Raw genomic sequence first — 20,635 nt, forward strand, 5'->3', positions numbered from 1 at the left:
ATAACGAATCATAGTGCACGGTTTTTGGTGTTAATTCACATATTTAAGTGCACTATTCTACCAAAATATACACTATTATTCAATTCAATCAGTTATTTATGATTTTTGAGTAAGCTCTACCTACGCTACGAGTGTCCATCAGATCCCAGTTTGCACTATTATAGTTGTACAAATAGATTTTCTGCTTCACACTTTTCTTGGAATATTGTCCCCCATAGATTAAATTAAGTTCCGAAACCTTGTCGGGTGGAAGAGCTGTGATGCTAGTCGTGGCGTACCAATCGGTAGCTTTGCCGCCAGATACATTGAGGGCTTTAATATCATAGGTATCAGCATCGATATCCTTGAAACTAGCGAGACTACCCGTGTCATATTTACCAACTGTAATCCCAACTGAGTCTGCGTAATAAATAGGGGGCTCAGAGATGGATATATGATTTAACCTGTTATAACCTGTCGCCGCTTCCCAAATGTTTGCATTAGCTAGTTGGATGGCGTACTCCGGTCTTGGGTATAGTTTAGGCTCAGGATCAGGCAAATTAAGTAGCAACTCATAATCACCCGCCCGAAAATCCGCTGGAATACTGATCTCACCGGCGATGGTATGTATCTTGCCAGGCAACCATAATCTTGGGTCAGTTGATAACTTAAATGTATGCAATGATCCATTGGTGTGTCGCAAGATTAACTCCGCCGCACGAGGATTAAATGGCGCAGAAAATCCCTCATTCTTTAGTTGTAAACTGAATCTGAATTTATTGCCTGGTATGATTTGGTTATCGAAAACGCTTTGCAAAAGGATCAGGCGATAGCCCAGCCGCTGCTCGATTTCAGCATAACAACTACCATCTACCCATTTCCGCAATAGCGGCTTATACCAATCAAGATTGAGAAACGACCAATGAAACCTAGCTAGTTCATTTAATGCAGTCGCACAACTAAGTCGGGCAGGATCCGGATCAGAAAGAGAATTATAGTCACACGTTTCGCCACTCATAGGCACCCATTTTGTCTCCTCTTCAAGATAAGAATACTCTGTAGCGTTGACAAATGTCCCACCATCCGATTTACTAGAAACAAAACAATCCAATCGTTATGGTGCCCGATACGAGCCAAGTAGGAACCATTATGGGCTGCATCTAGATCTACCGGCGAGGTATTACTGAGAATATTTTGCTTGTAACGCGGCGTTCTGAGTAGGATCATACGGTTGGCAGGTAACATATCAAGCATACCAAAGATTACATCGGCGCGATCATTCCAGTCCGCATCGGGTTGAAAATGGTCCGAATACCACCACTCCCCCCAAAGCCCAATGAAACCCGCTTCCATTACAGCAATCAAATCACTATTGTTGTTGAGCGTACTGGATAATTGATTTAAGTGAGACAATATCCTTTCTTTGGATGCATCATTATAAGGCGGAGTTAGGTTTGGTCCCGAAGATTCAGAATAAGAAAACCGGGGAATCACTTTTAATCCTGCTTGGCGGATTTTATTAAAATCAGCTTGCATCAAATCCAGATACTGTTGACTGATATCGCTGTTTACAAAATCTTCAAGATAGAAATAGCGGTGAATTAGACTAATTCCCTCATTTTTACGGTAACACTGAAGGGTGGCTAAATCGAGCGGTTTATAATTGCCAGATTTCACTTTAGCGCTTGCAAAGAAACCGCGTTCAGGATTTGCAATAACTCCCTTTATGGGTGTGTAGTTAAAGCTATACGTATTAAAACCGCCTGCATCTCCTTGAAAACCACTATCTGGATAGAAATTCTATGATAACCGCCGGATAGTCTGCCCAGGCAACCCAATGCGATGCCATAAACACCCCATAACGACTGATTTTCTGATGCAGCCTCTCGCCAAGTTTTAATGTAAGTTTGTAGTGATCGCTTATCATCCTGGTCAATGAGATTCCACAGAATTCCTTCTTTAGCGTATGAGTAAGTAATCTTTTGATTATTCCACTGTTACTGCTTTAGCCAGATTTCTTGGTTTGTCAACATCAGTACCTTTCTGCAAAGCAACATGATAAGCAAGTAACTGTAGTGGAATCGTGTGGAGTATAGGGCTAAACATTCCGGCGTGTTCTGCAAGCCGAATAATATGCACTCCTTCACTTTCCTGGATGCTAGAATCCGCATCAGCAATAACATACAATTCTCCACCTCTTGCGCGAACTTCTTGCAAATTCGACTTGAGTTTCTCCTGTAGTGAATCATTGGGTGCAATCGCTACTACTGGCATTTCTTTATCTACTAATGCAAGTGGCCCGTGTTTCAGCTCCCCCGCAGCATAGGCTTCAGCATGAATATAGGAAATTTCTTTGAGCTTGAGCGCACCTTCCATAGCAATAGGATAATGTACACCCCGCCCAAGAAATAAGGCATGTCGTTTATGTGAAAAATTCTTTGCCCATTCTATTATCTGCGGTTCAATCTGGAGCGCCAACTGCATTGCTATGGGTAAATGTCGTAATCCATCAATCAATTTTTGTTCTAGTTTTTCCGAGATTTTTTTACGTAGCTTTGCAAAAACTGCCGCTAGTAACATCAACGCAACCAATTGAGTGGTAAATGCCTTGGTTGAAGCCACTCCTATCTCAGGTCCTGCACGAGTAAGAAAGCGTAAATCGGTTTGCCGCATTAAAGCACTTTCCGGAACATTGCAAATAGCTAAGCTATACCGATGTCCCCGTGATTTTGCATATTTTAGTGCAGCTAGTGTATCAGCAGTTTCACCTGACTGCGAAATTCCCACAACAAGCGTATCAGGATTGGCTATCGGCTCTCGATAGCGGTACTCACTTGCTATTTCAACACTACAGGGCAATCCAGAAATGGCTTCCAGCCAGTGCATAGCTACAAGGCCTGCGTGATAGCTGGTTCCACAAGCAAGTATTAGAATACCGGAAGTCTTCTGGAAAACTGACTCAGCTTCACTACCAAACAACCGGGGTGACAAAGAATGCGCATTAAAAACCATTTCCAATGTGTTTGCTATCGCAACAGGTTGCTCAAAAATTTCCTTTTGCATAAAATGTGCATAAGGTCCTAGCTCTACCGCTTCACGGGTCAAATCAGTTTCTAGTTCTACACGTCTTACTTTTTCACCTAATTTATTTTTAGTAATATTTATGACATGATAATTGCTACTAGTTAATTCCGCCACATCGCCTTCTTCTAGATAAACCATTCGTCGAGTTACCTGCAACAACGCTGAAGCATCCGAAGCAGCATAATTGCCATTTTTACTCAGACCTAGTAGCAAAGGCGCTCCATTACGTGCAGCTATAATGCGATCTGGACGTTCCTCTTCAATCACTACAATAGCATAGGCACCTTGCAATTCTGCAGCAGCCAAACAGACAGCTTCGCGTAAATCGCGCGTTATTTCGAGATGCAGTGAAATAAGGTGGCCAATCACCTCTGTGTCCGTATCAGAAAGAAATTCAAATCCTGCTTCTTGTAAACGTCGCCGTATAACCTCATGGTTCTCAATAATGCCATTATGTACAACAGCTATTTTTTTATCATTTCCAGCAAAATGTGGATGAGCATTACGCTCACAAGGCACTCCATGAGTTGCCCACCGTGTGTGCGCAATACCGGTTAGCCCCTCTGTTTTTTCGATACTGACAAGTTTTGCTAATTCTGCCACACGCTCTGTTGTTCGTACTCTATGCAATTTACCATTCGCAACAACTATGCCAGCAGAATCATAGCCTCGATATTCCAGTCTGAGCAGTCCTTCCAATAAAACCGGCACTATATTATCTTTTGCTACCGCACCAACTATTCCACACATACTACCACCCCTTTTTCTAATTTCATTTTATTCTTAGTTAGCTTCACTTCAAAGATGTCAATTCAGCGATATTTAACTTCATTTGGTCATATCTGTATTTTTATCCTCATGACTACGGCGGAATGTCCGTAAAAGTCTTTTGTCTAATCCAACTATCGCAAAAAACGTGAATAAACTCACTTGCAGCGGTTGCAAGCACTCATCACGACAATTACCGTCTGATTAGTGCGCGCAACAATGACTTATAAAATAATCAGGCAATCATATCGGTTGCAACGAATGTCGGAGCACCCGTCAATGTGATCGAGAAGTCGGCGGTATTGCCATTAGTTCCACCCACGTTAGCTTGCAACATACCACCCGCATAGCGCACTTGCCCGGCAGCCGTAAAAGCAGCATTACCAATAAAGATGAAAGCCTGATCACCGGCTACATTAGTGTTGGCATCAAGTGCACTGAGATCGATTTTATCCAATCCACTCGCAAAATTGGCGATACTGTCCCGATTCGTTGCATTAAAGGGAGATTGATTGAGCGCAGTATAAAGAAAAGTATCAGTTCCAGCCCCACCCACTAAAGTATCGGCCCCTAATCCACCAAACAATATGTCATCACCAGCGCCGCCTGAAAGCGTATTGACGCCATTATTACCGATCAAGATGTTGTTCTCACCATTGCCAGTACCGTTGATTGCACTACCACCTGTCAGCGTAAGGTTCTCAACGTTTGCAGCTGTCGCCAACGTAAATGTGACCGAGCTAAAAACTGTATCGTTACCACCCAGAGCGAGCTCTGTAACCGTGTCAGAGAGGCTATTAACTATATAGGTACACACCCATACCACCTTGCATGCTATCATTTCCGGCGCCGCCATCCAGGGTGTGATCACCGTCACCGCCAATGAGCGTGTCGTTGCCATTCGCTCCTATTAATTCATTATTGTTGGCATTGCCAGTGATAATGTTAGCCAGATCATTACCCGTACCATTAATAGCCAATGTTCCAATTAAATTGAGATTCTCAACATTGGCAGGCAATACATAGCTCGCGCTGCTTCTGACTAAATCAACACCTTCATTGCTATTCTCAATGACAATACCGTTCACATTGTCAATAACAAAAGTATCATCCCCCAATCCACCAATTAAAGTATCTGCTTCAGGGCCTCCATTGAGTATATCGTTGCCAGCTCCTCCATCCAGAATATTGGTCTTGAAATTTCCTCTCAAATTATCGTTATAATTACTGCCAATTAAATTCTCGATATCCGTAATAGTGTCTCTACCTGCACCAATCGTATTTTGCTGAGTAGTAATAGCTAGGGAAACTGTCACCCCAGCAGTAGCAGTAGCGTTAGCATAAGATACTGTATCGTTGTTGGATGACGTACCAGTCAGAAAATCTTTTCCTGCTGTACTAAATAACAATGCACCGTTGGAACTTAAAACCGCCGCTGTCGCTGCACTGGTCAGGCTTTCCAATGTTCCATGACCGTCGGTATAGCGAGCTTGAACACTGATGTTTTTACCAACGTCGGCATTGATCAGCATATAGTTACTGTTAATGGCATTGGCAATGGGTGCACCATTGCGTATCCATTGATAACCAAGGCGGCTGCGCCGCAACTTCGTTCTTGCGGTCGCATCCGCTCCCGCTCAAACGCATTTTGCTATGCCTAATGGTCGGCGATTTATCCGCTGTACATTTTTCAATACGCCATTGACACAGTTCTTTCGTGTGCAGTATTTCCTCCTTTTCTCGCAATTTCTCTTTGCTTATCTGCATCCCTTCAAGCAAAACTATTGTTTAATTCATTAACATTTGTGCTAGTAGATCGAGAAGTAATCTTATTAATTTTCCAAAAAAAACATAATAACCCTTAAAGAATCACATTTAATATATTCCTTCATATTTCAATCATATATGCAGATTTCAATATTACAAAGACATTAAAAAAACTTTCTAAGTTAGCAATCGCACATACATTTTTTGTAGAAATAATCATGATAAGCCTCTTGCTGAAAAAGGAGGATTTTATGTTAACCCGAGACAAAATCTTTGAGTTCGATTTCGCAGATTCTAATTCTTATTTTGATAACTCAGCACTTAGCTTTGACATACCACCTCTTGAAGTACACGCAGAAGAAGATTTTATTTCATTAGATGGCAAATATCATATTGAAGAGTAATAGATATATTTATCAAAGCTATGGCGATAAAAACCACTTATTTACAATTTTTTCAGGAGTAAGCTAGTATGAAAAATAAAAGAGAACTTAACGATAATAAGAAAATATTTATAGAAAAAAATGATTATAAATCAGCTTTTTCGATGATTGGATCGATGGATTTTATGCCTTCAGCCCTTCCGCAAAAAAAGAATTATACAAATAGTAATTTCTCTAAAATAAGACCTGTTAGCTATTCTTACGGAAAATATCAGTCTTGTATAAAATGCACTCCTTCATAAGAAGCTACGATGAGGGCAGGATGTAAGAAAAGGAATCCTCTCTAAATTATCTAACAAAAAACTTCACAAATAATCAGAAGAATGAACGACATAATTAACCCGCTTCGGCGGTTTTTTATTTCTAGCAGGTAATGAAAGCTGTACGGAGGCATAAAGATATAAGTCCATTTTCGCACAGAAGCAAGATTATGAATTCCCAATTCATTAAAAGGATACATATCATGCAATGTACGAATTGGTTTCTATAAACCTTCACACAAGAAAATCTTTCAACTCAATAAAATTGAACAAATAAATTTACGGCATCAAATCAATGTTATCTACCGCACAGATAGTACTTCAATATACGAGCATGATTCTAGGGTACTTTTTCGTACAATTTTAATCATGGAGATATACTGAAATGAAAATATTTAATTTGTTATTAATAATAACTGCAGGCTTATTCTTTGCTTCACCTTTAATTTCTGCTGCTGAAAAAGATCCCGATTTTCAAACTGAAAAAAATAGAGAAATCGGAAATGTAAAAGAAAGAATACAGATAATAGAAGGGCGACTAAATTGTATGCAAAAATCGAATGATTTTGAATCTTTGAAAACTTGCAATCAAGGTGCCGACAAAAAAATGGATGCTTTAGAAGCTAAAATTAATGCTCAAGAGCGTAATAAAAAACAAGCTGATAACAAAACACCCGCTAATCAACAACAAGATAACAAAAAACTCGATGCTGATATTAAGCCTAACTAATTTATAGCAAGAAAATCTTAGGAAAAACTCCAGCTCTAATGCTGGTTTTTTTTCAATTAGTTTTTTTTAAATTGTGCAATTCATTGTCAACAAATATAAGGATAAGATATGAATGAAAGGTTCGAGACTGAAAGGATTGATGTGGCTTTTACGCCATGCAACAGCAGCTTCAAAGTTTTCAGTATCCGCGCTCTTTCTCTCAATTACAGAATTGGTGGCTTATGCCAAGCTGCTTTACTAATTCTTTTGTTTCCATAGTTTGATTGCCCCGTGAAACATTATGGTGAAACCAATTTGTAAAACTGGTGGACTAAAATTTTGATGACCGTCGAATTACTCCCGCCACAAAACACCCGATCAGTACCTTTTCATTCAGGGATTTTCTAATCTCTACATTGTTTTCGTAAGTAATTCTACTAGAAACTGATATAACCACGATCCACCGTAGGCTATAACGATGATCATTAATATCGCTGTAATGCCGTATAAAATATTGTTAATCATTTAATGGATTCCTATTCTTGCATGTGCCGATTTCATTTTATTCAGATTATAGATTTTTTATTAACATGATTTTACCTATGAAAAAAAATAATTTGAAACAGTTACATAATACTTATCAAGGGCTTGCCGTTCTTGAGAACAGTTTCTTATTATGCTGATTTACTTGCTCTTAAAAGACTGCCACCCCTCAAAGTGCAACTCGTTCAATAATATAGAGATTCCCTATATTCCATATAGGAAAATTAAGAAATGTGAATATTTCATAAATATATTGTGAACTTTTTGTGAAGTATGCTATCTTAAATATAACAAGTAAATTTTGAAGATAGCATCGATAAACATCCCACCAGGAGATTCACATGAAAACAAGTCAAAATACAATTTACTCAGCAGCAAAAATTACGTTCGTTTTATTTGTCATTGTGCCTCTGATTGGACTTATGATGGTTGGAGATTCACCCTCGTTTACAGTAATGCAAACTGAAGTATCCTGGATTGAAGCTGATATCGTTTTAGGAACACTATTTTTTATAGGCTACCTTGTATTTGCCAGCGTATCTAATAAAGCACGTGCTTCGCAGAAAAAAATTCATGCCTAAATTTTCTTAGGCTAAAAGAAGGCCAATGTTGTTATACATTGGCCTTTTTCTATTTGGAAACGAAGGAATGTAGAATTTCTTTGCAAGAATAGGGTAGATATATGCTCAATTGGTTTTCATAAACGTTCTACATCGTTGACGATAAAACTTGCGATCACACCGTTGATCATTTTTTGATTCACCAACCGTTTGAGTGCAAAAATTGGAATCTCAATACTCTTAGCGATGCGCTTCAATCAGATAACCTGCTGTTCCATAACCAACCACAACATATTCACAATCTGTCTCAGCCTTTCGAGGCCAAGGCCAAGCATAAAAAATAGGATTTAACTAGATATTCACACTCTGTGAATAGCATTACTTGCCCGCTCAAGCATTTTATTGGTTATGTTGCTGCGGCGCTCAATCTGAGCTAACGCTTGACTGACGCCCAGCCGCTGTGCAAGTTGTTCTTGTGTGATACCTGCCTTAATGCGCGCCAAAGCCACAGGATTATCAACATAGTCCTCAAGGACAAATGGAACATAGGCTTGTTCCGCATCCTGATCGGCTTCATAAACAGTCAACTCTTTCTCAATTTGATCTTTCAGTGTGTGATAAACCGCTATAGGTAACAAGATATATTCATCTTTACCTTGAATGGATTTTATTTTTTGAAGTGTCATTTGCAAGCATCTCCACGCGGTATCAACAGCCAAGTGGAGCCGTCGAATCCACGCGAAAACCATTATTGCCATCGAGACTGGATAAATTAATTGTTGAGATAGCCATGATAAGAACTCCTTCAAAAGAATAATTCAATAAACTGCTTGAAGAATTGCCGCAACGCTGCTTTCACAGCTTTTCCCTAGGCAAAATCAGTCATCACATGAACCCCAACCAACAGCACAGCCGCACCATTGGTGAAAGTATGATAACCATCATCAATGCCGCCGTCCGTCCAGCCGCTGCTGAGTCCAACGACGCTATCATTGTTATTGCCGTCCACGGTCAAGGTATTGCTGGTACTCGACAGATTGAGCACATTCAGCGCGGTTAAGGTTAGCGTATTGTGACCGTTGCCCTTCATATCGATAGCTTCGATATCGCTGATCCTGCCGTACACGCTGGACAGATCCAAGTCCAGGTGGCTGCGGTCAAGCTTCAAGGTGTCGTAGCCGGCGCCGCCGTCCACTAATTGAAATTTAACATCGCGGATCTCAATCGTGTCGTCACCAGCACCGGCATGAAATACATCCGCGCCGCCACGGCCGATCAGCGTATCGTCGCCGTCACCGGCCACCATACGATCTACTGCCTTACTGCCCTTGAGTTTATCTGCGCCAGATGTGCCCAAAGCAGTCACCGCGCCGTTAAAGTTACCGCCAAACACCACGTAACTGGAGCCGGAAGCAATAACGCCACCCGGGCTAGCTTGAACTGCACCGACCATCACATCAGCAAACCCGTCGCCGTTGACATCTCCAGCACTGCTGACCGATTCGCTCGAGAAATCATACGCCGCCCCATCCAGGCGGAAACCGCTATCGCTGTCGAGGCTGGATAAATCCATCGTAGCGCCAAAACCGGAAGCCTTGCCAAACACCACGTAACTGGAGCCGGAATAACCGCCATTCAGGCTACCCCCAGGAGCACCGATAATCAAATCAGCAAAACCGTCGCCGTTCACATCCCCCGCGCCGCTGACTGAGAAACCTGCACCGTCTAACTCGCCTTCCAGGCGGAAACCGTTGCTGCCATCAAGACTGGATAGATCCAGCGTGGCACTGAAACCGGTAGCTTTACCAAACACTACGTAGCTGGACCCAGCATTAGGAGCACCAACAATCACATCAGCTAAACCGTCGCCGTTCACATCCCCAGCGCTGCTGAGTGAAGCACCCGATATGTCATATACCGCCGCTCCATCCAGACGGAAGCCGTTGCTGCCATCAAGACTGGCTAAATTCATCGTGGCATCGAAACCGGCAGCCTTGCCAAACACCACGTAACTGGAGCCGGAAAAATCACCGTTCGGGTCAGCACTAGCAGCACCGACAAACACATCAGCAAAACCGTCGCCGTTCACATCCCCTGCACTGCTGAGTGAACCACCTGAAACATCACCCGCCGCCACCCCATCGAGGCGAAAACCGTTGCTGCCATCCAGGCTGGATAGATCCAGTGTGGCAGCAAAACCAGAAGCTTTGCCAAACACCACGTAACTGGAGCCCGAAAAATCACCATTCGGGTCAGCTCCAAAGGCACCGACAAGCACATCAGCAAAGCCATCGCCGTTGACGTCCCCGGCATTGCTGACCGATTGGCCCGATAAATCACGCGCCGCCACTCCATCCAAGCGAAAACCGTTGCTGCCATCGAGACTAGATAAATCTAGTGTGGCGTCAAAACCGGAAGCCTTGCCAAACACCACATAACTGGAGCCGGAAGGGATGCCGTTCGGGGCAGCACCGAGAGCACCAACGATCACATCGGTAAACCCGTCGCCGTTGACATCTCCCGCACTGCTGACTGAACTTCCCAATGAGTCACTCGCCGCCACCCCATTCAGAGAGAAGCCATTGCTGCCATCGAGGCTGGACAAAGCTAGTGTGGCATCGAACCCGTCAGCCTTGCCAAACACCACGTAACTGGAGCCAGAATTATAGCCGTTCGAGTCAGCGGCAGCAGCACCGACAAGCACATCAGCAAACCCGTCGCCGTTGACATCCCCAGCACTGCTGACCGGTCTGCCTGAAAAATCAAATGCCGCCACTCCATCCAAGCGAAAGCCATTTTTGCCATTGAGACTGGATAAATTAATTGTTGAGATAGCCATGATTAAGTACTCCTTAAGAAAAAGTAAATTCACTACGATAATTCGCTGAGATTTCTCCTGCCAGTTTCAAAATAACTCATAGAGTAGGGTAAGGATTCCATCGTACAATGCGTCAATCGTCAGGATTTTTCAGTAGACAACTCATTAGTCTCGCTCCCTACCTTTCTACGCCGCGCCACGAATCCCAGCAGCCCTAAACCAGCCAGCAGCATCGCGTAGGTTTCTGGTTCGGGTACAGGAGGTATATAAATCGGTTTAGGATCAAATACAGTATCGGGGGTATACGACAGCAAAAATGCTTCTTGATTACCTTGACTATTAGTTCCAAATCCGACCATCTGGCCACTGTTATTGATGTCTCTGATGGTAAGATTAGTCCATTCGCCTGCAATGACAACATCCAGCAACGAAAGGTCGGTAATTCCGCCGTGGCTAAAGATGAAAGCATGGGTTTCGCTGTTATTAGTAGTACTCGCAAATCCTGCCGCTTCTCCGGCATCGTTGATGTCAGTGGCAAAACCGAGAGTTCCACCTAAAGTACCCAGATCGGTCATACCAACACCGTTTGGGCCGGTAATATAAGGGTGACTATCGCCACCCACAGCATCAGCACGCCCCACTACCTGTCCGGAATTATTTATGTCAAAGGCGGAGCTGGTAGGGCCACCCAAGGTGCCCAGATCGGTCATGCCGACACCATCAGGGCCCGTGATAAAGGCGCGAGCTGCTAACTGAGAACGATCAAATTCTTGAGCCCCTACCACTTGTCCGGAAGCATTGATGGCATTGGCAACGCTTTGTATTCCACCAATAGTAGTAGGCAGATCGGTCGCCCCAACACCATTAGGGCCTGTCTTGAAAGCCAGGAAGTTAAAATCAGCACCGATAGAGAATCCCACTATCTGCCCAGAGTCATTCATGCCTTGGATGGCGGTGTTAGCTTCACCGAATGTACCCACGAGGTCGGTCATGCCGACACCGTCAGGGCCGGTAATAAAAACGTGAGTAGCAGAGTCACCGGCAATTTGAGACTTTCCAACCACTTGCCCAGAATCGTTAATAGCATTGGCGCCACTGGATGTTCCACCCAAGGTGCCCAGATCGGTCATGCCGACACCGTTAGGGCCGGTAATAAAAGCGCGATTATCTCCACTCGCACTGGAAGTGTTTCCCACTATCTGCCCGGAATCATTGATACCTTGAGCGGTGCTGGATGTTTCACCTAAAGTACTCAGTCCAATAATTGACCAGTCCGCATGGGCCATTGCGGGTATTGAAACAACGGCGATGCTGATTAGAAAAATTACGACACGCTTGAATCCTGATTGTTGAGTATTCATGATTACCTCCAAAAGATGAGTCCGCTTGTTAATACAACCCATTGTTGTTACATCACAAAACATAAAACATCAGATCTCACAATAATTCATTGAGTGAAAACAGTTCGTAAGCCGCGTTGGGTTGCTTTGTTGAAATCAACCCTTAACGAAATCAGCATATCAACAAGGACGTTACAGATGAGTTACAGATTCGAAAATAATTTGCATTAAATTGATTTTAAGAAAAATAAGGTTAGTCGATGCAGGCGCAGATTCATCGGGAAACTCATGTTGTGGCTAAATCATGAAGGGAAAGCAAATTGACCTGAAAATGCGAGGAATTAATTTTTGACGAGTGTTTGATAGATGGCTTGAAAGCTTTGGGAGGGGTTAATACCCAAACGGGTCAACAGAGCCTGGTGGCAGCGTTGATAGATAGCCAGCGCTTCGATGCGCTGGCCCAGTTGCAAATAGACATTCATGAGACGGCAGTAGAACAGTTCTACGATAGGTTCAATCTCAATAGCTTTAAGGTAACACTCAGCTGCATTCAGCCAGTCGCCATCCTGCTCGAGCATAGCGCCATATTGCTCAATTAATCTCCGATAGTGGATACGCAGCCGGTCGCGAAAAGTTAATACCCAGGGTGAAGTATCACCCTCCAAAAAGTGGCCACGATACCAATTCAATGCACGCTGCAACGAAGCTCTATCAGTCATGTCTGGATGATGTGCGACGCGATCAAAGGCCAGGCAATCCACCCAGATATAGCCCCGATCCAAGGATAAGTGGCGGTCTTCGAATCGAACTGCCTCAGCATGTTGCAACAGTTTGCGCAAACGATGCAGTGTAGTCCTGAGTGCTTGTTCCGCGGTACCGCTTACTGAATCAGGCCACAGTGCGTCAATTATCCGATCCTGGTTAATTGCCTGGCCTCCATAGGAACATAAACATTTTAATAATTCCAACGGCTTGTGCTGGGCTTTTCCCGAAGTGCGGAATGGGTTGCCGTCGAATGTTATTTCAAACCGCCCGAGTGTGTAGATCTTGATTGGCCACGGCCAATTATCCGGTTCCGGCGGCTCGGCTTTGATGTTGCGTCGTCGAATCACACTTGTCACATAGGATTCCTCGATGCCGGATTTAAGAGCGAGGGAAAATAAGCGCGCCATAACTTGTGGGCGCCACCACAGATTGAGAACGATATAATCGTTCTCACGGCCAAGTTGCAGTCCTTCACTCAGCAGTGTCAAGGCTTTCGCCTCCTCTCCCTGTTTTAACCATGCATGCGCTTTTATTAACAAGCATTGATGTTCTAAAAATGTACTTTTCATCACACGACTGTACTGGATCACTTGATCAAGATGAGAATGAGCAATTTCAAATTGATTCAATTCAACCAGAATTTGCGCCAAACCAAACCGAGCTCCCTCGGTCAGAAATTGCCTTCCCATTTTTTCATGAAGATTAAACGATGTTGACGCGTCATCGAGTGCGCCCAGCAAATTTCCTTCCAGCAATTCAATGCCTGCTCGCAAGAATCGATATTCCGCTAAAGTATGTTTACCTTGTACATCCAATGTCGCTTCAACTTTCTCCAGAAAAAATTTCGCTTGGGTTAATTCACCAGCGGAAAGCGCGCTGTATACGGCATTTCCCCATTGCATACAATCCAAAATTGTAATACCCGCTTCACGCGATATATTAATACCTTCCAGAATCTTTATTTCTGCAATCTGATAAGACGCTGTAGTAGACCAGGCGTAGGCGGCCTCAATCACCCGCCAGCGGATAAGATCAAGAGGAGGCACTGTCATGGCAGTCATAAGAAGGTTGGTTTCTTCTATGATCTTCCGAGCCTTGTAAATATCACCACGCCAGAGTGGAAGCCATATGAATGCACAAGCAATTCCGAATCGCAAAAATGGATCAATCGCAGTTTCGACTACAATTTCTGCTCGCTTCTCAAGCATTTCTAACAGCGGGTGATGGGGCGCGGCATATATCAAACCTTGCATACTGGCTAATACCTTGGCCTCAACGTTAAGTGACGGGAAGCCGTGGTATTGAATCAAAAGATCTTTTAATTGCTCGGCCCACGTTAAGACGAGCGCCATATCATCTTCGATTAAAACATAGGCGTCGATTATGCTGCCACAGGTCAGAAACAGTCCGACAAGGTCATTTTCACGCTGAAACATAACATATGCCTGCTCAAAATCTGCAATAGCCTCCCGAGGATTCAGCAGGACATGACTCATTCCACGCCAGTAAAGCAACCAGGATGTGGTTTGGCTTACTTCAGCGGGTAGATAATCTATCAGATTTTGTAGAGTCTGATGCCGCCCTTGGCTGAGTAGAATGGTTGCGTGCCTGATGATCATTTCGACAAGCCTTGTCCATTCTTTTATCTCTGCATATAACTCAGCGGCGACTTTGAATTTGCCATTTTGCTCGGCGAGGCTAGCAGCCATGTGCTTGATGTCGAGAAGCTCAGATCCGGAAAAATGTTTATTCGCCCGAGCCAGCAAAAATTCACGGAACAAAGTGTGGTATTGATAACTGATTTCATCACCGTTACGCAGGTCAATAAATAGCCGACGACGATAGAGAAAATCAAGCAATTCATGGGCGCTTGTATTTCCGCTAATATCTTGCGCCATCTGAACAGTCAGGTACGGCAAAGTAGCAGTGCTCATCAGGAATCTCTGCATGTCCACAGATAATTTATCGAAGATCTGGTTAGCAAAATAATCAAATATGGGCTCCATGGTTTCTGTCTGGAGAACATAATTGACTGTACCCGCTAGCCTGAAACGTTCCAACATCAACACTAATCCTGCTGCCCAGCCATTAGTTTGAACTTTCAACAATTGCAGTGTGTTTTCATCGAATTCCTGTGGGCTGGATGCTGTAATAATTGCCTCAACTTCCATCGGTGTCAGGCGGAGAGCTTCCCAATCAATTTGCCCAATAAGGTTGCATGCCAGCGATCGTGCAAAATGAGGCGGAGATTCGAGGTGGCTGATGACAATGATGTGGATGCCTTTTGGTAGTTCTGCGATAGCACCTTGAATCGCATTATGGAATGCCGATGTTGGAATCATTTCCTGATAATTGTCGAATACCAGTATGGAGATTTCAGGAATTGCAGCGAAAAGTTTGCGAAAGAAGCGACGGAAAAATTCTGACAGATCTGGCAGATATTCTGGCATTAAAAGGGGCAATGAAAGGTGCTTGCTAGTGGAAGCTTGTTGTCCGGCCAACCTCATGTAATGAAAGAATGTCGCGAGATCAGAGTCGCCACTATCAACTTGATACCAGATGGCTGGCAACTGACGTTCTTCAAGATAGCTTGCCACAAGCGTTGTTTTCCCTGCTCCGGGCGGCCCCTTAATCCATACAACAGGATGATCGTTACATTCTTTATCTAACAGTATAAATAAACGATCGCGAGCAACAACTCTATAGAGATTTGGTCGGCTCAGCTTCGCAATATTAGACCATTTTGACATGAGATAATTGATTAGCTATGGATTCATCTTAAAAGATGATGCCATATTTATACTCAATGTGGTTGAGTATAAACTGAGGTGCTTCTTTGAATCGCTCCGACTGTTCCGGAGATAAAATGATAAGTTGAATATAACGTTTTGAGACGATACTAACCCGCCCGTTTTACTTTTTATCGTGTGGCAATTCTATCTGCGTCAATGTTCCCGCATCGGGATCATTAAATATTTCCATTGCCACATTGTTTTCACTGCGTGCAACAATTAGGGTTACAACAGCGTCTCCCGTGACATTGATCGCAGTGCGCATCATGTCCAGCAAACGATCCACGCCCATAATCAATGCAATGCCTTCCACCGGCAAACCCACTTGATTGAAAACCATGGCCAGCATAATGAGCCCGACGCCAGGCACGCCTGCAGTTCCGATAGATGCCAGCACCGACATGCCAATGACGGTCAGATAACCCATTAAGCCCAGCTCAATCCCATAAATATTGGCAATGAACACCGTTGCAACTCCTTGCATAATGGCTGTGCCATCCATGTTGATGGTTGCGCCAAAAGGCACAACAAATGAAGCCGTCGAATTATCCACGCCCATACGTTTTTCGACTGTTCTGAGTGTGACGGGTATGGTTGCATTGGAGCTGGATGTACTGAAAGCAAAAACCTGTGCAGTACGCATTTTCTTAAGAAACTGCATCGGACTGACCCGTCCAAAAAACTTCAGTAACAACATAAGCGTGCCGGTTACATGGCAGATTAACACCAGAATAACGATACCAAAATAACCGATCATTGGCAGAATTAGGTCTATTCCTTGTAACGCAAAAGTCTTCGCCATTAACGCAAACACACCATAAGGTGCAATAGACATAACAACGTTTACTAACTGCATCATGACATCATTCAGTTTTTCTGCGCCATCAACCAGGCTGCGCCCACGCTCACCGACCATCAGCAAGCAAATTGCAAACAGAATGGTAAAAAAAATGATTTGCAGCATGTTGCCTTCTGCAAAGGCTGTCACTGGATTACTGGGAATAAGATCAATAAAGACTTGTGAAATAAGTGGTGGCTCAGGTGCTACAAATTCCGTCTGAGTACTTTGAGTCAAATTAAAATCTTTGCCAGGGTTTATCGTGACAGAAACAAGGAGTGCTAATGAAATGGCAAGCGTAGTGGTTAGCAGAAAGAGACCGAAAGCTTTAATACCCACCCGGCCCAGTTTTTTAACATCGCCAATGCCGCAAACGCCGCAAATCAATGAAAAAGTCACCAATGGAACAACCAGCATTTTCAATAAATTAATGAAAATCGTACCTACCACATGAAACAAACCATGAACCAAATAATCCTGAATGAACGCGACATCGTAGGCGAAGGTATTAATCAAACTACCCAGCAATAAGCCAGCAATCATCCAAATTATTATTTTTGTGGTCATGTTCATGGGCTATTGGGAAGTGCAGCGCAACCTGTTATCGAGTAAGTGTCTGACAAACTATCAAACAGCCGGCTAAAGCCATCAAGAATGCCTGATACATGGGGATTGAGCACTCGGAATTGGATTATTCTGCGTGGATGCCGAATGCAGATCAACCGTCGTTATGCTAAATTGGCTTGGCAGAACGTTGCGCTTCGATCAACTCAGGCGTGAGATGCGGCGCAATCACCTGCAGCAATTGACTAAAAACTTTTGGATTTCCAGCAATAATTTGTCCGCTTTCCAATTGCGTGTCATTGCCTTCCAAATCACCCACCAATCCGCCCGCTTCAGTAATCAGCAAACAACCGGCGGCCATATCCCACGGCGCCAGTCCGATTTCCCAGAAACCATCATAACGCCCGGCCGCGACATAAGCCAAGTCCAGCGCAGCAGAGCCCGGTCGCCGAATTCCCGTGATACGGGGCACGATATCCCGTAGCATCGCAAAATAAGCATCAATGTGCGTCAAGTCACGGAATGGTAATCCGGTACCAATCAAGCACTCTTCAAGCTTGGTGCGTTTACTGACACGAATTCGGCGATCATTTAAAAAAGCGCCACTGCCTCGACTCGCGGTAAATAACTCATTATTGTTCGGATCGTAAACCACCGCATGCATCAGAACACCTTTATACCTCAATCCGATAGAAACCGAATATTTTGGAAAGCCATGCAGAAAATTAGTCGTGCCGTCCAGCGGATCAATGATCCACTGATATTCTGACTGCTTATGATCACCCTGGCGTCCACTTTCTTCCGCCAGAATTGCATGATTTGGGTAGGCCGCAAGCAAGACCTTGATAATAGCTTCTTCAGCTGCGCCATCCACTTCACTGACATAGTCACTGTGTGATTTTTTTGACACTGTAAGCAAATCCAGATTCTGGGAAGCCTTATTAATGATATTACCGGCACGACGTGCAGCTTTCACCGCAATACTCAACATTGGATGCATGATCTTGATTCAGAATTTAACGAAAGGAAAGGCTGTGATTTTAATATGAATTGCTCTCACCCGCTTTCATAATTCAAACGAAAGCGCAAATACCAGTGAAATAACCGACATCACCAATATCCTCCAAAATGCTTGCCGCTGGTTAGTGCCGCTGATTCTGCTTGTATTGACAAGAAGCAGCTCGAATTATAACAAAAATCACGCTTCGGAATTATTCCCACAATCCTGCAAAACCAGGGTGCTTAATCAGAAAATTACTAGGTAATTACGGTATATTCAGGGACAAACGCCTTCTATTTAACCATAAGTAAATCTGTTAGAATTTCAAGTAAGTGAGAATTAGATAGATAGCTACAATATGTCGCGCAGATAACCATCTGATTTAATTGAAATTTGATATGCTCAAATGCCGTCCTTTTAGCTAGGACTCTTTGTAACTTACGGACAATAAAAAACGTGATTGAGCATCCTGATTCAAGAATACGCGTTCTGGTAGCCGAGAGCTTCGAGCTCGTTCGTTTAGGACTGCGCTCGCTGTTTGAAAACCACGCTAACATCAACTTAGTTGCAGAAACCCATAAAATACAAGACTTATTCAATCTTGCAGAACAGCATAAGCCGGACATAATCCTTATGGATCTACTCTTGAGCGGCAATGACTACGTGGAACATGTTGCCCAGTTACTGCGTACTTGCCCGCAAAGTAAAATACTGGCTTTTTCTAATTACAATAACGAACAAACTCATTTACGAACTTTTCGCTCAGGCGTGGCAGGGGTGATCAGAAAAAGCCATTCAACAGATCTATTAATCAAGGCCATTATTGCAATCCATAAGGGTCATCTCTGGTTTGATCGCAATATCACCAAGTTGCTCTGGCAAGCGCAATTCGATTCCGATCCAGCTGCAGAAATCAAACCGCAAACTGATGCTTCAACATCTCAACAGCCCAGATTAAGCGATAGCGAACGTCACGTTGCCCATCTCGCATGCAAAGGTTTGTCCGCCAAGGAAATCGGCGCGCAACTGTCTGTAACAGAAAAGACCGTACGAAACCAATTATCTAGTATCTACAGAAAAACTGGCGTCAAGAAACAAATCGAACTATGTCTCAAAGCACCCTTATATGATTATTTTAAAGAATCCTGCTTGATCGGGACATTTATCCCAAAAGATAGCTAAATTTAGATAGGTTTTAAGGACAAATGCCTTCTATTTAGAAAAAAACAGTTTTGATACAATGCCGCCCAGCTTGGATTGCATTCCCCCTTTGCAATCAGCTTGCTAAATCTTACATTACAAGTGAATTGTGAACCCCAAATGAAATACCTGCATTGATCCACCAAGATGCATGTTCCATATACGCTTCACTTGATATGCACTTTTCACATGAGGAGGTTCATTAAATGCTGTTTCAATCCAACCGAGCCGAGTGCGACACGAAGCTCATAAAAAATTCCAATACCTCGCCGACTATCACACAAAGATCCTTAATAAAACTGGGTGCTATGACATTCGCACTTACCCTGACGCTATCTACTTTTTCTGCAAGTTTCGCAGCCGAACATATTATTCAACTGACCGCAGAAGAAACCCAAGACGATGGATTTGGTAACAAGTTACTGGCTTACAAAATGCTAAGCCATAAAGTTAACGGTACGGATATTACATCACGCTATAGCGCGGAAGCCACCATTCCCGGCCCTACCATTGAGCTAACTGAAGGAGACACGGTTAAGATATCGATTCAAAATGCAATTCCTGGCAATAATACGCCTATTCCTGGAATCAGCAGACAGGTCAGCATTCATGTGCATGGCGTACATTACGATATTCTTAGCGACGGAACCCTCAAGGTCATCAATAAAAACTTTGACGAGGGAGCAGGTGCCGGGCTTGAAGAAACCTATGTCATCTACGAATATCAATGGAATGTTGCAGCTGGAACTGCTGGCACCTGGGCCTACCACGATCATAATTTTGAAACCCATAATGGAGCAGAGCACAAAGGTCTTTTTGGAGCAATCATCGTCAACAAAATCGGCGCTCCAAATTTTGACAAAGATTATGTACTTTATTTAGGCGACGATGCTTTCTGGGGCATGGAAATCGACGGAGCAAGCAAAACTCAGTCAAAACATGGCACCAATCCAACATTGGCTGCAACAAAAAACTCCAATGTCAGGTTTCATCTGATTGCTTTAGGCACCGATATTCATACCTTTAAGCTAGACGGCTATAAATGGGTCGACCCCGGCACTACTAATCTTATTAATCACATTGCAATCGGTCCGCTTGAGAAACATGTTTTCAATGTTATCGCCAAAAATAGCGCTCATTACGAAGACAACGATTTCTCCAACAAGCTACTGGGTATGAGAGGAAAGTTTCTAGTCCGGTAAGCA

General features: G+C 43.5%; 19 protein-coding genes and 1 pseudogene. 7 read left to right on the plus strand and 13 right to left on the minus strand.

What is annotated here, in order from left to right; translation table 11 throughout:
* Window positions 1–88: 88 nt before the first annotated feature.
* The 7 genes and pseudogenes from Q0C11_RS04440 to Q0C11_RS14680 form a co-directional block, all read right to left on the minus strand.
* Window positions 89–1,090 (minus strand): DUF4832 domain-containing protein, encoded by a 1,002-nt coding sequence (locus tag Q0C11_RS04440; protein ID WP_293006112.1) that lies wholly within the window; start codon window positions 1,088–1,090, stop codon window positions 89–91.
* The gene (locus Q0C11_RS04445; RefSeq protein ID WP_367273733.1) at window positions 994–1,707 is read right to left on the minus strand and encodes a DUF4874 domain-containing protein; all 714 of its coding nucleotides are present in this window, start codon (window positions 1,705–1,707) and stop codon (window positions 994–996) included. Before Q0C11_RS04445 ends, Q0C11_RS04440 begins: the two co-directional genes overlap by 97 nt.
* Window positions 1,704–1,958: a tetratricopeptide repeat protein gene (locus tag Q0C11_RS14675; protein WP_367273734.1), complete on the minus strand. Its 255-nt coding sequence runs from the start codon at window positions 1,956–1,958 to the stop codon at window positions 1,704–1,706. The genes Q0C11_RS04445 and Q0C11_RS14675 overlap by 4 nt, the downstream gene beginning before the upstream one ends.
* Window positions 1,959–1,965: 7 nt before the next feature.
* A complete protein-coding gene (glmS, locus tag Q0C11_RS04450; protein WP_293006114.1) occupies window positions 1,966–3,813 on the minus strand; it encodes a glutamine--fructose-6-phosphate transaminase (isomerizing) in 1,848 nt (615 codons plus the stop codon).
* 253 nt (window positions 3,814–4,066) lie between these two features.
* Entirely contained in the window at window positions 4,067–4,648 is a 582-nt protein-coding gene (locus Q0C11_RS04455) for a M10 family metallopeptidase C-terminal domain-containing protein (RefSeq protein WP_293006115.1), read from the minus strand.
* Window positions 4,629–5,438 carry a calcium-binding protein gene (locus tag Q0C11_RS04460; RefSeq protein WP_293006116.1) on the minus strand — a complete coding sequence of 270 codons (810 nt, stop codon included), beginning with the start codon at window positions 5,436–5,438 and terminating at the stop codon, window positions 4,629–4,631. The genes Q0C11_RS04455 and Q0C11_RS04460 overlap by 20 nt, the downstream gene beginning before the upstream one ends.
* Window positions 5,439–5,521: 83 nt before the next feature.
* Window positions 5,522–5,602 (minus strand): annotated as a pseudogene (locus Q0C11_RS14680) (KGG domain-containing protein); the annotation flags it as partial.
* Window positions 5,603–5,849: 247 nt separating this feature from the next.
* On the opposite strand from Q0C11_RS14680, the gene Q0C11_RS04465 reads away from it, so the two are divergent.
* The 5 genes from Q0C11_RS04465 (at window position 5,850) to Q0C11_RS04485 (ending at window position 8,134) form a co-directional block, all read left to right on the plus strand.
* Complete coding sequence (locus Q0C11_RS04465) at window positions 5,850–6,002, plus strand: hypothetical protein (RefSeq protein WP_293006118.1); 153 nt, start codon at window positions 5,850–5,852, stop codon at window positions 6,000–6,002.
* A 68-nt stretch (window positions 6,003–6,070) separates the two neighbouring features.
* Window positions 6,071–6,283: a hypothetical protein gene (locus Q0C11_RS04470; RefSeq protein ID WP_293006119.1), complete on the plus strand. Its 213-nt coding sequence runs from the start codon at window positions 6,071–6,073 to the stop codon at window positions 6,281–6,283.
* 403 nt (window positions 6,284–6,686) lie between these two features.
* Window positions 6,687–7,031, plus strand: coding sequence for a hypothetical protein (locus Q0C11_RS04475; RefSeq protein ID WP_293006121.1), 345 nt, complete (start codon window positions 6,687–6,689; stop codon window positions 7,029–7,031).
* 112 nt (window positions 7,032–7,143) lie between these two features.
* Window positions 7,144–7,272 (plus strand): hypothetical protein, encoded by a 129-nt coding sequence (locus Q0C11_RS04480; protein ID WP_293006123.1) that lies wholly within the window; start codon window positions 7,144–7,146, stop codon window positions 7,270–7,272.
* 622 nt (window positions 7,273–7,894) lie between these two features.
* On the plus strand, window positions 7,895–8,134 hold the full coding sequence (locus tag Q0C11_RS04485) for a hypothetical protein (RefSeq protein WP_293006125.1): 240 nt from the start codon (window positions 7,895–7,897) through the stop codon (window positions 8,132–8,134).
* A gap of 338 nt (window positions 8,135–8,472) precedes the next feature.
* Here the strand turns inward: Q0C11_RS04485 and Q0C11_RS04490 are convergent, their stop codons facing one another.
* From Q0C11_RS04490 to Q0C11_RS04515, 6 genes are all read right to left on the minus strand, one after another.
* Window positions 8,473–8,799, minus strand: coding sequence for a helix-turn-helix transcriptional regulator (locus Q0C11_RS04490; protein WP_293006127.1), 327 nt, complete (start codon window positions 8,797–8,799; stop codon window positions 8,473–8,475).
* 182 nt (window positions 8,800–8,981) lie between these two features.
* Entirely contained in the window at window positions 8,982–10,952 is a 1,971-nt protein-coding gene (locus tag Q0C11_RS04495; RefSeq protein ID WP_293006128.1) for an integrin alpha, read from the minus strand.
* A gap of 119 nt (window positions 10,953–11,071) precedes the next feature.
* On the minus strand, window positions 11,072–12,292 hold the full coding sequence (locus tag Q0C11_RS04500) for a PEP-CTERM sorting domain-containing protein (protein ID WP_293006130.1): 1,221 nt from the start codon (window positions 12,290–12,292) through the stop codon (window positions 11,072–11,074).
* Window positions 12,293–12,612: 320 nt separating this feature from the next.
* Window positions 12,613–15,786, minus strand: a complete 3,174-nt coding sequence (locus Q0C11_RS04505; RefSeq protein WP_293006132.1) for a BTAD domain-containing putative transcriptional regulator — start codon at window positions 15,784–15,786, stop codon at window positions 12,613–12,615.
* A 163-nt stretch (window positions 15,787–15,949) separates the two neighbouring features.
* A complete protein-coding gene (locus tag Q0C11_RS04510; protein ID WP_293006134.1) occupies window positions 15,950–17,233 on the minus strand; it encodes a dicarboxylate/amino acid:cation symporter in 1,284 nt (427 codons plus the stop codon).
* Window positions 17,234–17,399: 166 nt separating this feature from the next.
* Window positions 17,400–18,230, minus strand: coding sequence for an inositol monophosphatase family protein (locus Q0C11_RS04515; RefSeq protein ID WP_293006136.1), 831 nt, complete (start codon window positions 18,228–18,230; stop codon window positions 17,400–17,402).
* A 456-nt stretch (window positions 18,231–18,686) separates the two neighbouring features.
* Here Q0C11_RS04515 and Q0C11_RS04520 point away from each other — a divergent pair, with 456 nt between their 5' ends.
* Both Q0C11_RS04520 and Q0C11_RS04525 read left to right on the plus strand, forming a co-directional pair.
* Entirely contained in the window at window positions 18,687–19,412 is a 726-nt protein-coding gene (locus Q0C11_RS04520; protein ID WP_293006138.1) for a response regulator transcription factor, read from the plus strand.
* A 224-nt stretch (window positions 19,413–19,636) separates the two neighbouring features.
* On the plus strand, window positions 19,637–20,632 hold the full coding sequence (locus tag Q0C11_RS04525; RefSeq protein WP_293006140.1) for a multicopper oxidase domain-containing protein: 996 nt from the start codon (window positions 19,637–19,639) through the stop codon (window positions 20,630–20,632).
* Window positions 20,633–20,635 lie beyond the last annotated feature (3 nt).

This window comes from Nitrosomonas sp. (assembly GCF_022842015.1).
Taxonomy (GTDB): Bacteria; Pseudomonadota; Gammaproteobacteria; order Burkholderiales; family Nitrosomonadaceae; genus Nitrosomonas.

Bases quoted from the DNA above. Each gene is read 5' to 3' on its own strand.
- glmS (WP_293006114.1), bottom strand. From the start codon at position 3,813: ATGTGTGGAATAGTTGGTGCGGTAGCAAAAGATAATATAGTGCCGGTT.
- Q0C11_RS04465 (WP_293006118.1), top strand. From the start codon at position 5,850: ATGTTAACCCGAGACAAAATCTTTGAGTTCGATTTCGCAGATTCTAAT.
- Q0C11_RS04470 (WP_293006119.1), top strand. From the start codon at position 6,071: ATGAAAAATAAAAGAGAACTTAACGATAATAAGAAAATATTTATAGAA.
- Q0C11_RS04475 (WP_293006121.1), top strand. From the start codon at position 6,687: ATGAAAATATTTAATTTGTTATTAATAATAACTGCAGGCTTATTCTTT.
- Q0C11_RS04480 (WP_293006123.1), top strand. From the start codon at position 7,144: ATGAAAGGTTCGAGACTGAAAGGATTGATGTGGCTTTTACGCCATGCA.
- Q0C11_RS04485 (WP_293006125.1), top strand. From the start codon at position 7,895: ATGAAAACAAGTCAAAATACAATTTACTCAGCAGCAAAAATTACGTTC.
- Q0C11_RS04490 (WP_293006127.1), bottom strand. From the start codon at position 8,799: ATGACACTTCAAAAAATAAAATCCATTCAAGGTAAAGATGAATATATC.
- Q0C11_RS04495 (WP_293006128.1), bottom strand. From the start codon at position 10,952: ATGGCTATCTCAACAATTAATTTATCCAGTCTCAATGGCAAAAATGGC.
- Q0C11_RS04500 (WP_293006130.1), bottom strand. From the start codon at position 12,292: ATGAATACTCAACAATCAGGATTCAAGCGTGTCGTAATTTTTCTAATC.
- Q0C11_RS04505 (WP_293006132.1), bottom strand. From the start codon at position 15,786: ATGTCAAAATGGTCTAATATTGCGAAGCTGAGCCGACCAAATCTCTAT.
- Q0C11_RS04510 (WP_293006134.1), bottom strand. From the start codon at position 17,233: ATGACCACAAAAATAATAATTTGGATGATTGCTGGCTTATTGCTGGGT.
- Q0C11_RS04515 (WP_293006136.1), bottom strand. From the start codon at position 18,230: ATGCATCCAATGTTGAGTATTGCGGTGAAAGCTGCACGTCGTGCCGGT.
- Q0C11_RS04525 (WP_293006140.1), top strand. From the start codon at position 19,637: ATGCTGTTTCAATCCAACCGAGCCGAGTGCGACACGAAGCTCATAAAA.